Genomic DNA, 13,300 nt, shown 5'->3' on the forward strand with positions numbered 1-13,300 from the left:
AGAGGTTTTCACCATAACGGCCGCCTCCGGTGCCACGAGGGGTTTGGCCTCGCCGTCCCTCAAGCGGGCTAATCCCGGGCCGTTCTGTACGAGCGCTGTGCCTTCGCGGGACCACGCCCGTACGAAATGCGCCTCGGCGCCTACCAGTCGCCGCGCGAGGACGACGAGGACATGAACCGCCGGACGACGTAGATGAGACCGCCGGCCAGGGCCACGAAGATCAGCGCCTTGAAGAGCAGCGAGAACAGGAACCCGACCACACTGGCGATGAGACCGCCGAATACGACCAGGGCGATGACGGGCACGGCGACCCACTTCACCCACCAGGGCATCCCCGTGAATATCTCCCGTGCGGCCATCGTCCGTACCTCTTTCTTGATCGTCGGTCTCCTGGAATCTCGGGCTGCTGCCTTCGACACCCTCGATGCTAGGGGCGCGGGGGTACCGAACGGGGGCCTCGCAGCCCTTGATCTCCCCTGACCGGACCCTTAGGGAAACCCGGGGGTCGCCCTCAGCTCTCAGGGGGAGAGAAGACGACCAGAACCCGCAGGTCCTCCGCGATGTGGTGGAACCGGTGGGCGACCCCGGCCGGCACGTAGACGACGCTGCCCCGTGCCACCTCGGTGGTCTCCAGGCCGACCGTGATGGAGGCCCGGCCGCTCACCACGAAGTAGATCTCGTCCTGGGCGTGCGGCTGCTGCGGGTCCTGGTCGCCCGCGTCCAGCGCGTACAACCCGGCCGACATGTTCCTTTCCCGTAGAAACTGCAGGTACGCGCCGTCGTTGGCGGCGCGCTCCGCGTCGAGTTCGTCAAGCCGGAATTGCTTCATCGCCGTCCGCCCCTGCACTGGTACCGATCACGTCTGCCACGATCAGACACATGAAGAATTTCGTAGTCAAGACGCTCGCCAACGCGGCGGCCCTGGCCGTGGCCATCTGGCTGGTCAAGAACATCACGCTCACCGGTGACAGCACCGGCAAGAAGGCCCTGACACTGATTCTGGTCGCGCTGGTCTTCGGCCTGGTGAACTCCTTCGTCAAGCCGGTCGTGAAGTTCCTCTCGTTCCCGCTGTTCATCCTCACGCTCGGCCTGATCACCTTCGTGATCAACGCCCTGATGCTGCTGCTCACCTCGTGGCTGGCCGGGAAGCTCGACCTCAACTTCCACGTCGAGGGCTTCTGGACCGCTCTCCTCGGCGGCCTGATCATCTCGATCGTGTCCTGGGCACTGAACGTCGTCCTGCCCGACGACAACGACTGAGGGCGGCGCGGATGACCTCCGGGGTGAACCCTCCTTCGGCGCCGGGTGACGGCACCAGAGCGGTGCGGGCCGGGCTCCCGGACCCGGTGGCGTACGAACCGTCGCTGCCGGGGCCGGTGTTCGCCGCGCACTTCCACCTCCCGGGCGAGGCCGTGGGCCCCTACACCTACGGCCGGGACACCAATCCCACGTGGACCCATCTGGAGCGCGCGCTCGCCGAGCTGGAGTCCCCGGACGCGCCCGCCGAGGCGGTCGTGTTCGCCTCCGGCATGGCCGCGATATCGGCGGTTCTGCTCTCCCACGCGCGCGTGGGCGACGTCGTGGTCCTGCCGGACGACGGCTACCAGGCGCTGCCCCTGGTGCGCGAGCAGCTCGTCGCGTACGGCGTCGAGGTGCGCACCGCGCCGACCGCGGGCGACGCCCAGCTGGCCGTCCTGGACGGCGCGGCCCTCCTGTGGATCGAGACGCCGTCCAATCCGGGCCTGGACGTCTGCGACATCCGCCGGCTGGCGCGGGCCGCCCACGAGACGGGCGCGCTGGTCGCCGTCGACAACACGCTGGCGACTCCGCTCGGCCAGCGCCCGCTGGAGCTCGGCGCGGACTTCGCGGTGGCCAGCGGCACCAAGGGCCTCACCGGCCACGGTGATCTGCTGCTCGGCTATGTGGTCTGCCGGGATCCCGGGCTCACCGCGCGCGTACGCCAATGGCGCAAGGTCGTCGGGGCGATCCCCGGCCCGATGGAGGCCTGGCTGGCGCACCGCTCGCTGGCCACGCTCCAGCTGCGCGCGGACCGGCAGTCGGCGAACGCGCTGGCCGTCGCCGAGGCACTGCTTGAGCGCCCGGAGGTGAGCGGGGTGCGCCATCCCGGGCTGCCGTCCGACCCCGCGCACCGGCAGGCGGCCGCGCAGATGCGCCGCTTCGGCTGTGTCGTCTCCTTCGACCTGCCCGACCGCGCGTACGCGGAGCGGTTTCTGGCGGCGCTGCGGCTGGTGGACGACGCCACGAGCTTCGGCGGGGTGCGCTCCACGGCCGAGCGGCGCGGCCGCTGGGGCGGTGACAAGGTCGCGGAGGGCTTCATCCGCTTCTCGGCCGGGGCCGAGGACACCGCGGACCTCGTCGCCGACGTACGGCGGGCGCTGGACGAGGCCTCGGCCGCCGGAGCATGAGACGGGCGGTCCGAGCCTCCCCCCTCATGGCTCGGACCGCCCCGGTTCCACGCGTCAAGAACCGTGTCACCAAGGCTAGTTGACTCTGTGTCAGTGTCCAATCACGGTAGCGACAGAGACCTATCGACATATTTATAGTTGTGTCCGGCCGGGGACGTTGTGAGGCAGTTCGGGATGGGAGGGCATCCATGGACCTCGCCCTGCTGCGGACGTTCGTCACGGTCCACCGCGCGGGATCCTTCACCCGGGCCGCCGCCCTGCTCGGGCTCTCGCAGCCCGCTGTGACCAGCCAGATCCGCACTCTGGAGAGGCAGTTGGGACGCCCGCTGTTCCTGCGCCAGGCGCGCGGGGTCACACCGACGACCGTCGGCGACGAACTCGCCCAGCGGGCCGCCCCGCACCTGGACGCGCTGGTCGAGATCGCGGAGTCCGGCGCGTACGAGGAGTCGGGCGTACGCACCCTCCACCTCGCTGGGCCACCGGAGTTCACCTCGCTGCGCGCCCTGCCGGCACTGACCTGCCTGGTCCCGCAGGGACTCGCGCTGCGGGCCTCCTTCGGCAACGCCGAGGAGACCCTGGAAGGCCTGGCGGCGGGCCACCACGACCTGGCCATCGCCACGGCCCGCCCCCGTGGCCGGCTGCTCAGCGCGACCCCGCTCTGCGACGAGGAGCACGTCCTGGTCGCGGGGGTGCGCTGGGCCTCGCGGGTCGCGCCGGGGGCGTTACGGCGCGGCGGCCCCGGCGTACTGGAGCACATTCCGGTGGTGGAGGTGCACGAGTCGCTCCCGTTCGTCTCGCGCTACTGGGCGGCGGTCTTCGACACCAAGCCGGCCGCCGCGGGCACGGTGATCGCGCCCGACCTGCGGGCGGTCCTGGAGGCGGTGAGGGCGGGCGCCGGCCTGGCCGTACTGCCGCGCTATCTGTGCGAGGGGGCGCTGGAGCGCGGTGAGCTGGTGGCCCTGCTCGACCCGCCGGTGCCCCCGCTGCGGACCTACTTCCTGGCGGTGCGCACGGGCACGCTCGCCCTGCCGCACATCGCGCGGGCGCAGGAGTGGCTGCTGCGCGCCGCGGTCGACTGGAGCTGAGGGAGTTTCGCGGGCGCCGCCACGGGCCACATTCCTCCCATGACCGTCCGACCCGTGGTCAAGCGCACCGCACGAGCCGTCCTGCTGGACGGCGACGACCTGATCCTGATCAAGCGCACCAAGCCCGGCATGGATCCGTACTGGCTCACCCCCGGTGGCGGCGTCGAGCCGGAGGACTCCACCGTCGTCGAGGCCCTGCACCGCGAGGTGCACGAGGAGCTCGGCGCGAAGATCACCGACGTCGTGCCCTGTTTCGTCGACACCGTCGAGCACATCGGCGCCGACGGCGGCGCGACCGGCGTGAAGGTGCAGCACTTCTTCGTCTGCCGACTCGAATCGATGGACGAGTCACTGCGGCACGGCCCCGAGGTGGACGAGCCGTGCGGCGAGTACGAGATCGTACGGATCCCGTTCACCCGCGTCGGTATCGCCTCCGTCCACCTCGTTCCGCTGTCGCTGCGGCACTACCTCGACGGCAACATCGAGGGCGTCCGCGCGATGCACGCGCCCGACCTGGGCTGATCCCCCGCCGGGCGCACGGCCGTCGGCGTTGTGCCATGCCCCGGCCGTGCGCCGCGCGCCGCGCGCCGTGCGCCGCGCGCCGTGCGCCAGTCGTTCACCGCGCGTCAGTCCTTTGCCGTGCGCAGTTCTTCGCCGTGCCCCAGTGGTCGGCCGTGCCTCAGTCGTTCGCCGCGACGAGCTCCTCGACCGAGTCGTGGCGAATGCGGTCCGAGGGGATCCCGATGTCCCGCAGGGTGGTCACCCCACTGCGGATCATGCCCGGCGGCCCCGACACATAGGCGTCGTACGAGGTCCACGGCCCGTACTCGCGCACCGCGTCCGGGAGCCGCCCCCTGAGCCCCCGGCCAGGGGCATCCGAGACCACCGGGCGCACCGACAGCCAGGAGTGCTCCTGCTCCATCCGCAGCAGGGTGTCCATGTCGTAGAGATCATGATTGCTGCGGGCGCCGTAGAAGACCTCGACGGGCCGCCGCTCGCCGTACCGGGCGACGTCCTCGACCAGCGCCTTGATGGGCGCTATGCCGGTGCCGCCACCCAGACAGAGCAGGCCGTTGTCGGTGGTGTGGTCGACCACCATCGACCCGGCGGGCGGACCCAGCCGCAGGGTGTCGCCCGGCCGGGCACGGTGGACCAGCGCCCCGGAGACCCAGCCGGCCGGCACAGCCTTGACGTGCAGCGACAGCAGCCCGTCGGAGCGGGGCGCCGAGGCCAGCGAGTAGTGCCGCCAGATCCGCGGCCACCAGGGCGTCTCCAGCGTCGTGTACTGCCCGGCCAGGAAGGGGTACGGCTGGTCCGGGCGGAGGGTGACCACCGCGATGTCCGGGGTCCTCAGGTCGTGCGAGACGACCTCCGCGTACCACCAGGCGGGCCGGCGCAGTTCGTCCTCGTCGGCCGCGTCAATCATGATCTGCGACATCGTCGTGTACGCCCGGACCCAGGCGACCTGAGTCGCCTCGTCCCAGGTCTTCTCGGCGTACCGCCCCAGCGCCCCGATCAGCGCTTCTCCGACGGCCGGGTAATGCTCGGGCCGGGTGCCGTACTTACGGTGGCCCCGGCCCAGGTGGCGTAGGTATTCAGTGAGTGTGGCGGTGTTCTCCAGATGCTCGGCGGCCGTGAGCAGCGCCTTGAGCAGCCGGTCCCGCTGGGCGTCCATCGCCGCCGGAAAGAGCGTGCGCAGCTCTGGATCGCCTATGAAGAGCAGAGCGTAGAAGTACGACGTGACCTTGTCCGCTAAAGGTGCGATCTCCGCGAGGGTGCGGCGTATCAGCACAGCGTCGGTCGACGTATTGGTCGGAGCGTTCATCCCTTGTCTCGCCTCGAACCTCTGGCCGCAGTTACCGACGTCCGGGAGTCCCGTCCCTCCCGTACCGGAGCATGTCAGCTTCAGGGAGGCCGCGGGGACAAATAGCAGGAATCCCGGGTATCCGAACCCGCATTCCCGTTAGGCTCGTGCGACCTGTGCCAGTGCGTAGGCCTCACGGAGATCACCCCCGGTGTAGGTGTGCGTCGCCCTTCCGGCGAGATGACGGTCGGCGTTCACGGCGACCGATACGGGCACCGCGGCGAAGAGTTCCACGTCCGACATCGAGTCCCCGTACGCGACACAGTCCGCCCGGCGCACCCCGAACTCGGCGCGCAGCCGCTCCGCGACCGTCACTTTCGCGGTGGCGCTGAGGATCCCCGCCGGGTCGACGGGCCGGGTGAAGGGCACCTCGGGGAAGACCGAACCGTGGGCCGCATGGGCGCCCCACTCCAGCAGCCGTTCGACGAAGAACGACGGCGAGAGCGAGATCACCGCGCAGTAGTCGCCGCCTTCCCGGATCTCCCGCCATACCTCCTGGATGTTGGCGAGCCAGGGCGCCGAGACGAAGGCCGCCGTCACATGCGCCTGCGTCAGCCCCGACCAGAGCTCATGTACCCGGACCGCGTACTCGGGCGGCCCGATCAGTCCGCCGGACAGCGCCCTCTCCAGCTCGCCGACCTCCTCCAGCAGCCCGAGCTGCCGGGATATCTCGACCGGCGCGGCGGATCCCCGAATGAGGGTCCCGTCGAGGTCGAAGAGGTGAAGTCTCGCCATGAACGCCGAGGCTAGTACCCGTGGTTACGCCCGTGCACCGGGCACCCCACCCGGCGCCGGGGTCGTCCGGGGACTCCATGTTTCACGTGAAACCACGCTTTCGGTCCCCGTTTCACGTGAAACATCCGGGCGGAGGGGGCGAAGGCTGACGGAGCGTGGCCAAAAGCAACGTGCTGTATGCGCAAAACGGTGGACGAGGCGCGGGTTCATCAGACAGCCTGATCCCCATGCCCTCACCGCTCGACGAGCTTCCGATCCGCCGCCTGACCATTGACGACCTCGTTTCCTGCGCCGACCTCTCCGAGAACCGCGGCTGGCCGCGCGAGGAGCACAAGTGGGGCCTGCTGCTCACGGCGGGCACGGGTTACGGCATCGACGACCCGGACGGCAAAGGGCTGCTCACCGCCTGCGTGGTTACCTCGTTCGCGGATCTCGCCGCCATCGGCATGGTCCTGGTGGCCGAGAAGCACGCACGGCAGGGCGTGGGGCGGCGGCTGATGCGGCACGTGCTGGCGGAGCTCGGCGACCGTCCGGTCACCCTGCACGCCACACCGTACGGACAGCCGCTCTACGAACAGCTGGGCTTCGAGACCACCGGCCGCGCCGAAATGATCCGTGGCCACTTCCGCCCCTCGGGCCCCGCCCCCACCGTGGCGACCCGCCCGGCGACCGCCGAGGACCTGCCCGCCATCCTCAGGCTGGACGCCGATGTCTTCGGACGCGACCGCACTCACGTGATCGCCCGGCTGCCCGCCTTCGCCGATCAGCTGCGGGTCGCCGAGGACGCCGGGGGCCTCATCGGCTACGCGGCGGCCTGGCCGAACATGGAGACCCATGTCGTGGGCCCGCTGGTGGCGCGTGACACCGAGACCGCGAAGGCCCTGGTCGCCTCGCTCGCCGCGGGCACGGACCGCCCGCTGCGCACCGATGTCGACGTACGCCACGAGGAGCTGCTCACCTGGCTGAAGACGAACGGTCTGGAACCGATCGCCTTCAACGCGGTGATGACCCGCAACATCCCCGGCCTGCCCGGCGACTGGACCCGCCGCTTCGCTCCGCTGACGGTCGCCGCAGGCTGAGCAGGGGCCTGCCGTGGGGACCTGCCGTACGGGATCGCCGTGCGGGACCACCGCGCCGTTGCGCCTCACCGGCTTCCCGCTGACGGGGTCCCCAGGGGGCTCACGTCCACGAGGGCTTCGGCGTCCTGAATGGTGAGCGGCGCAACTGCGGTGGTGGTGCTCATCCGGGGGGGGACTCCTTGGTGCGGGAGAGCAGTTGCTCAGGGGGGACCGGGGGTGGTGCGGAGCGGTCAGTCGGTGCGTGGTGAGGCGCCCGTCAGTGGTGTGCCACTGTGGCGCGCGCCCGCTCGGGTGCGGTGCCCGTGACGATCCGGCTGCCCCGTGCCGTACGCCGCTCCAGCGCACTGGAGACGACGGCGAGGACGACCGCCGAGGCGGCGAGCGCGGCGCCGACCCAGTTCGGGGCGGTATAGCCGAGCCCGGCGGCGATCACGAGCCCGCCGAGCCAGGCGGAGAGCGCGTTGCCGAGGTTGAAGGCGCCGATGTTCACGGCGGAGGCGAGGGTGGGGGCACCCGCGGCCTGGTCGAGGACCCGCTTCTGCAGCGGCGGTACGGTCGCGAAGCCCAGCGCGCCGATCAGGAAGACAGTGACGGCCGAGGCGGTCTTGTCGTGGGCCGTGAGGGTGAACAGGGCCAGCACGACGGCGAGCCCGCTCAGCGACACATAGAGCATCGGCATCAGGGCCCGGTCGGCGAACCGGCCGCCGATCAGGTTCCCGGCGACCATGCCGAGGCCGAAGAGGACGAGCAGCCAGGTGACGGAGCCGTCGGCGTAGCCGGTGACGTGGGTCATCATCGGCGTGATGTAGGTGATCGCGGCGAAGACGCCACCGAAGCCGAGCACGGTCATCGCCATGGCGAGCAGCACCTGGACGTTGCGGAACGCGGCGATCTCGTGGCGCAGCCGGACGCCCTCGGCCTTGGGCATGTCGGGGACGAGTTTGGCGACGCCCAGGAGCCCGACCACACCGAGCGCGGCGACGATGAAGAACGTCGTACGCCAGCCGACCTGCTGGCCGACCAGCGTGCCGAGCGGGACGCCGATGACATTGGCGACGGTCAGGCCGGTGAACATCATCGCGATGGCGCCGGCCTTCTTCTCCGGGGCGACCAGGTCGGCCGCGACCACCGAGCCGATGCCGAAGAACGCGCCGTGTGCCAGCGAGGCGACGAGCCGCCCGGCCAGCATCAGCCCGAAGACGGGGGCGACGGCGGAGAGCACGTTGCCGACGACGAAGAAGCCCATCAGCAGCATCAGCATGCGCTTGCGGGAGATCCGGGTGCCCAGGACCGTCATCAGCGGGGCACCGAGCACCACGCCGAGCGCGTACCCGGTCACGAGGTAGCCGGCCATGGGAATGGTCACGTCGAAGGTGTCGGCCACCTCCGGGAGCAGCCCCATGATCACGAATTCGGTGGTGCCGATACCGAACGCCCCAATGGCCAGGGCTAGGAGCGCGAGTGGCATGGGATTGTCACCCTTCCAAGAGATTGCACGAGCGCCTTACGAGCGTTCACAATAATTGCAGACGCTGGTTAATTGCAAGCGCGGGCTATTGCACTCGTGACCTATCCTGGTCTCAAGCCGCTCCGGACGGAGGACAGACGCATGACCGCGACGGACCCCGCACTCACCGCCCTCTCCCAGGGCTGGTGCGCCCTCTCCCTGCTGCACGGAAGGATCGAGGCCCACATCGAGCGGGCCCTGCAGTCGGGGCACGAGCTGAGCGTCCGCGAGTACTCGCTCCTGGACGTCCTCAGCCGCCAGCACAGCGGTCCGGGCGGCCATCTGCAGATGAAGCAGGTCGCCGACGCCGTCGTCCTCAGCCAGTCCGCCACCACCCGGCTGGTCACTCGCCTCGAGGACCGCGGCCTGCTGACCCGCTACCTCTGCGACACCGACCGGCGCGGGATCTACACAGACGTCACTGAGGCCGGTGAGGCGCTGCTCGCCGAGGCCCGGCCCACCAATGACCGCGCCCTGCGCGAGGCGCTCGACGAGGCCGCGCGGAACCCCGAACTCGCACCACTGGTCAGGGCCGTCGAGGAACTCCGCGTCCCGGCGTAGTCTCCGGGCCATGAGCGATCTTGAGATAAGACCGGCCGCACCCCAGGACATCCCGGCGATCGTGGCGATGCTCGCCGACGACCCGCTGGGCGCCCAGCGGGAGTCGCCGGACGACCTCGCCCCGTACCTCGCCGCCTTCGACCGGCTGGCCGATGATCCCCACCAGCACCTGGTCGTCGCCGTCCGCGACGACCGGGTGGTCGGCACACTCCAGCTGACTGTCATTCCGGGCCTGTCCCGGCGCGGCGCCACCCGGTCGATCATCGAAGGCGTACGCATCCACGCCGATGAGCGCGGCAGCGGCCTGGGCACCCGGCTCATCGAGTGGGCTGTCGAGGAATCCCGGAGCCTGGACTGCCAGTTGGTCCAGCTGACATCGGACGCCACCCGGATCGATGCCCACCGCTTCTATGAGCGGCTGGGCTTCGAGGCGTCCCACCTGGGGTTCAAGAAGGCCCTTTGAGCCTCACGGGCTGGAGCTGGCCGAGCACCCCGGGGGCCGTGAAGCATGTGGAGCACGTTTCACGTGAAACATCGGCCCCGCAGGGCTACCCAGGGGCGCAGGAGGGCACGGGGGCACGTTTCACGTGAAACACCAGCCCCTGCGAGGCCGCCCAGAGGCGCAGGAAGGCGCAGAGGCACGGGAAGGCGCAGGGGGACGTTTCACGTGAAACATCAGACCCCGCGCCAGCCCTCGGGGTCGACACCTCCCGGGACCGCGTCCCCCGGCCCATACGGCTCCCGGGTGAAGACGAACGACCCCAGGTCGAGATGGCTCAGCGAACCGTCCGGCCGGCGCACAGCCCGCAGGATCTCGCCCTTGTAGTAGCCGTTGAGGCCGATCCACGCGCCATCGGGCCGGGCCTCGAACCTCGCCGCGCGGCCGGCTCCGCGCAACGGCTCCAGCGCCATCGTGCCATCGGCGCTCAGCCGCAGGCCGTAGGCCGAAGTGCCCCAGTACCAGGGGCCGGTGAGCTCAAGAAGGTCGTGGTCGACCTTGGAGAGGGGTCGCCACGGCTCGGGCAGCCTCGGTTCGGCCTCGACGACGAGCCGGACGAGGTCGGCGGCGACCGCGGGGGCCGTCCCCGAGGTGGCGTTGGCGAGCGCGACCGCCGCGACGCCGTCCTCCACGCTGATCCACAGCCCTGCGACGAATCCGGGCAGCGAACCGGTGTGCCCGGCGAGGGTGCGGTGGTCGTCCTGACGGCTCAGCTGTACGCCAAGTCCGTAACCGCCCTGCCAGTCCCCCGCCTCGGGCGGAGCGGACGGTGTCCGCATCTCCCGTACGGTCGCGGCGCTCAGCACCCGGTCGTCTCCCTCGGCGAGAAAGACGGCGAATCGGCAGAGGTCCGCGGCCGTCGACCACAGCTGGCCTGCCGGGGCCATGATTCCCAGGTCCTCGGACGGCTCGGGGAGCAGGGCGTCCGCCCAGGGGTGCACGGCCCAGCCGCCCGCATGCGGGGCAACTGGCTGCGTGGTCGTCCTGTTCAGCCCCAGCGGATCGAGGATCTCGCTCCGCAGCGCTTCCTCCCAGGGCACTCCCCGTACGGCCTCGACCAGCGAACCGAGCAACGTATAGCCCGGGTTGGAGTAATGGTGCAGCCTGCCGACCGGGTGCAGCAGCGAATGGTTGCCCAGTACGTCCGCGAGCTCCGGGCGCAGCGCCGCCGAGCTCCGCTCCCACCAGGGCGCGGGCGTCTCGGCCGCCAATCCGGCCGTGTGGCCGAGCAGTTGGGCGATGGTCACCTCACCGACCCCGGTACCGGGCAGGTACTTCTCCAGCGGGTCGTCGAGGTCCAGCAGCCCCTCGTCCCGTAGCCGCATGACCAGGACGGCAGTGAAGGTCTTGGTGATCGAGCCGATGCGGTACTGGACGTCGGCATCCGGCCCGTGGCCGTCGACGGAGGTGCGCGAACCCGTCCAGACGATCCGCCCCTCGCGCACCACGGCGGCGACCAGCGAGGGGAGCCGCCCCTCGGACTGGGCGACGGCCAGGCGGTGGATCAGAGCACGCTCTGTGCTGGGCAGAAGCGCAAGGGGAACCGTGGTCGTCGGCGGGGCGGTCGGCGCATGCGGGGGTGAGGTCATGGCCCCAGGTCTATCTCGGGGCCACGGACCAGTCGAGCGGTTTTCGCCCGACACGCGCGAGTCGGCATGGGCCGTACGGTTCGGCCCGCTCGTAGCGACGCGTGTGTCGGGGCGTGCACTGCCGGACTTGTTACGGGAGGCGGCCCGCGCTGTCATGGCGGTTACTGCGGGTCGTCGTTGAACTTCGCGGTCGACCAGAAGTAGCCGAGCACCGCGAGACCCAGGCACCAACCGACGGCGAGCCACCCGTTGTTGCCGATCTCGCTGCCGAGGAGCAGGCCGCGCAGGGTCTCGATGGCGGGCGTGAACGGCTGGTACTCAGCGATCGGCTGGAACCAGCCGGGCATCGAGTGGACCGGGGTGAACGCGCTGGAGAGGAGCGGCAACAGGATCAGCGGCATCGCGTTGTTGCTGGCCGCCTCGGCGTTCGGGCTGATCAGGCCCATGCCCACCGCGATCCAGGTGAGCGCCAGGGCGAAGAGCACGAGCAGCCCGAACGCCGCCAGCCACTCCAGGGCGGTCGCGTCCGTGGACCGGAAGCCGATGGCCACGGCGACGGCGCCCACGAGGACCACGCTCGCGATCGACTGCAGCACGCTGCTGACGACGTGCCCGACGAGCACCGAAGGGCGGTGGATCGCCATCGTGCGGAAGCGGGCGATGATGCCCTCGGTCATGTCGTTGGAGACGGACACCGCGGTTCCGATCACGGTGCTGCCGATGGTCATCAGCAGGAGACCCGGCACGACGTACGCGATGTAGGCGGAGCGGTCCGGGCTCCCGCCGGCAATGCCCGAGCTCATCGCGTCGCCGAAGATGTAGACGAAGAGCAACAGCAGCATGATCGGGGTGAGCAGCAGGTTCAGGGTGAGCGACGGATAGCGCCGTGCGTGCAGGAGGTTGCGGCGCAGCATCGTGGACGAGTCGCGTACGGCGAGGGAGAAGGAGCTCATCGGACAGCCTCCTTGGACTGGCTGGACTGACTGGACTGGCTGGGCAGGCCGGGCTGGTTGACGGCGTCGCCGGTCAGGGCGAAGAACACGTCGTCGAGGTCGGAGGTGTGCACGGTCAGCTCGTCCGCCTCGATACCGGCCGAGTCCAGCCGGTCGAGGATGGAGCGCAGCTCGCGCTGGCTGCCGTCGCTGGGGACACGCAGCGCCAGGGCTTCGCCGTCCCCCGTCGCCTCACGCAGGGCGGCGGCGGCGCTCTGGTACGCGGCCGGGTCGGCGAAGCGCAGCCGCACGTGCCCGCCGGGGATCAGCCGCTTGAGCTCTTCGGCGGTGCCCTGGGCGGCGATCTTTCCGTCGTTCAGCACTGCGATGCGGTCGGCGAGTTCGTCGGCCTCGTCCAGGTACTGAGTGGTGAGGAAGACGGTGACGCCGTCGGAGACCAGCTCGCGGATGATCTGCCACATGGTGTGCCGGGCGCGCGGGTCGAGGCCGGTGGTCGGCTCGTCGAGGAAGATGATCCGCGGGCGCCCGACCAGCGTCATGGCGATGTCCAGGCGGCGCTTCATGCCGCCGGAGTAGGTGGAGGCGGGCTTCTTCGCCGCCTCCGCCAGGTCGAAGCGCTCCAGAAGTTCGGCCGCGGTGCGCCGCCCCTCACCACGGGAGAAGTGGTGCAGGTCCGCCATGAGGAGCATGTTCTCCTCGCCGGTGATCAGGCCGTCGACGGCGGAGAACTGCCCGGTGACACCGATCGCGGCGCGCACCGCCTGAGGATCGGCGGCCAGGTCGTGGCCGCCGATGTGGATGTCACCGGTGCCCGGGTCGGCGGAGACAAGGGTGGAGAGGATCTTCACGGCGGTGGTCTTGCCGGCACCGTTCGGGCCGAGCAGAGAGAAGATCGTTCCTTCGGGGACGGCCAGGTCGACGCCGTCGAGCACGACCTTGTCACCGTACGACTTGCGCAGCCCGTTCGCCGCGATGGCCAAGTTGGTCATGGTGGGTGCTCCT

15 protein-coding genes are annotated in these 13,300 nt (G+C 70.3%); 7 read left to right on the forward strand and 8 right to left on the reverse strand.

The genetic code is table 11. The annotated features are described in order from the left end of the window. Positions 1-140 precede the first annotated feature (140 nt). Together AB0G17_RS05240 and AB0G17_RS05245 are read right to left on the reverse strand one after the other, a co-directional pair. Positions 141-359, reverse strand: coding sequence for a DUF5326 family protein (locus AB0G17_RS05240; protein WP_361375733.1), 219 nt, complete (start codon positions 357-359; stop codon positions 141-143). Between the two features lie 152 nt (positions 360-511). Next, entirely contained in the window at positions 512-829 is a 318-nt protein-coding gene (locus tag AB0G17_RS05245; protein ID WP_361375736.1) for a cupin domain-containing protein, read from the reverse strand. A 50-nt stretch (positions 830-879) separates the two neighbouring features. Between AB0G17_RS05245 and AB0G17_RS05250 the strand changes: the two genes are divergently transcribed. The 4 genes from AB0G17_RS05250 to AB0G17_RS05265 all read left to right on the forward strand — a co-directional run bounded on the left by AB0G17_RS05250 (position 880) and on the right by AB0G17_RS05265 (position 4,033). Next, positions 880-1,260, forward strand: coding sequence for a phage holin family protein (locus tag AB0G17_RS05250; protein ID WP_361375739.1), 381 nt, complete (start codon positions 880-882; stop codon positions 1,258-1,260). An 11-nt stretch (positions 1,261-1,271) separates the two neighbouring features. Continuing rightward, complete coding sequence (locus tag AB0G17_RS05255; protein ID WP_361375742.1) at positions 1,272-2,426, forward strand: cystathionine gamma-lyase; 1,155 nt, start codon at positions 1,272-1,274, stop codon at positions 2,424-2,426. 188 nt (positions 2,427-2,614) lie between these two features. After that, a complete protein-coding gene (locus tag AB0G17_RS05260) occupies positions 2,615-3,511 on the forward strand; it encodes a LysR family transcriptional regulator (protein ID WP_361375745.1) in 897 nt (298 codons plus the stop codon). 39 nt (positions 3,512-3,550) lie between these two features. Then, positions 3,551-4,033: an NUDIX hydrolase gene (locus tag AB0G17_RS05265; RefSeq protein ID WP_361375748.1), complete on the forward strand. Its 483-nt coding sequence runs from the start codon at positions 3,551-3,553 to the stop codon at positions 4,031-4,033. A 157-nt stretch (positions 4,034-4,190) separates the two neighbouring features. Here the strand turns inward: AB0G17_RS05265 and AB0G17_RS05270 are convergent, their stop codons facing one another. Together AB0G17_RS05270 and AB0G17_RS05275 are read right to left on the reverse strand one after the other, a co-directional pair. Continuing rightward, positions 4,191-5,336 (reverse strand): globin domain-containing protein, encoded by a 1,146-nt coding sequence (locus AB0G17_RS05270; protein WP_361375751.1) that lies wholly within the window; start codon positions 5,334-5,336, stop codon positions 4,191-4,193. Between the two features lie 138 nt (positions 5,337-5,474). Beyond that, on the reverse strand, positions 5,475-6,110 hold the full coding sequence (locus AB0G17_RS05275) for an HAD-IB family phosphatase (protein ID WP_361375754.1): 636 nt from the start codon (positions 6,108-6,110) through the stop codon (positions 5,475-5,477). Between the two features lie 227 nt (positions 6,111-6,337). Here AB0G17_RS05275 and AB0G17_RS05280 point away from each other — a divergent pair, with 227 nt between their 5' ends. Further along, positions 6,338-7,189: a GNAT family N-acetyltransferase gene (locus AB0G17_RS05280; protein WP_361375757.1), complete on the forward strand. Its 852-nt coding sequence runs from the start codon at positions 6,338-6,340 to the stop codon at positions 7,187-7,189. Positions 7,190-7,445: 256 nt separating this feature from the next. Here AB0G17_RS05280 and AB0G17_RS05285 read toward each other — a convergent pair whose 3' ends face one another. Then, entirely contained in the window at positions 7,446-8,657 is a 1,212-nt protein-coding gene (locus tag AB0G17_RS05285) for an MFS transporter (protein ID WP_361375760.1), read from the reverse strand. Between the two features lie 141 nt (positions 8,658-8,798). Here AB0G17_RS05285 and AB0G17_RS05290 point away from each other — a divergent pair, with 141 nt between their 5' ends. Both AB0G17_RS05290 and AB0G17_RS05295 read left to right on the forward strand, forming a co-directional pair. Beyond that, the gene (locus AB0G17_RS05290; RefSeq protein ID WP_361375763.1) at positions 8,799-9,257 is read left to right on the forward strand and encodes a MarR family transcriptional regulator; all 459 of its coding nucleotides are present in this window, start codon (positions 8,799-8,801) and stop codon (positions 9,255-9,257) included. Between the two features lie 10 nt (positions 9,258-9,267). Then, positions 9,268-9,720, forward strand: coding sequence for a GNAT family N-acetyltransferase (locus AB0G17_RS05295; RefSeq protein ID WP_361375767.1), 453 nt, complete (start codon positions 9,268-9,270; stop codon positions 9,718-9,720). Between the two features lie 212 nt (positions 9,721-9,932). On the opposite strand, the gene AB0G17_RS05300 is transcribed toward AB0G17_RS05295, so the two are convergent. The 3 genes from AB0G17_RS05300 to AB0G17_RS05310 all read right to left on the reverse strand — a co-directional run bounded on the left by AB0G17_RS05300 (position 9,933) and on the right by AB0G17_RS05310 (position 13,287). After that, entirely contained in the window at positions 9,933-11,345 is a 1,413-nt protein-coding gene (locus AB0G17_RS05300; protein WP_361375770.1) for a serine hydrolase domain-containing protein, read from the reverse strand. 161 nt (positions 11,346-11,506) lie between these two features. Continuing rightward, a complete protein-coding gene (locus tag AB0G17_RS05305) occupies positions 11,507-12,298 on the reverse strand; it encodes an ABC transporter permease (protein ID WP_361375773.1) in 792 nt (263 codons plus the stop codon). Next, positions 12,295-13,287 carry an ATP-binding cassette domain-containing protein gene (locus AB0G17_RS05310; protein WP_361375776.1) on the reverse strand — a complete coding sequence of 331 codons (993 nt, stop codon included), beginning with the start codon at positions 13,285-13,287 and terminating at the stop codon, positions 12,295-12,297. Before AB0G17_RS05310 ends, AB0G17_RS05305 begins: the two co-directional genes overlap by 4 nt. Positions 13,288-13,300 lie beyond the last annotated feature (13 nt).

Origin of the sequence: Streptomyces sp. NPDC023838 (assembly GCF_040639555.1) — a bacterium.
Classification (GTDB): domain Bacteria; phylum Actinomycetota; class Actinomycetes; order Streptomycetales; family Streptomycetaceae; genus Streptomyces.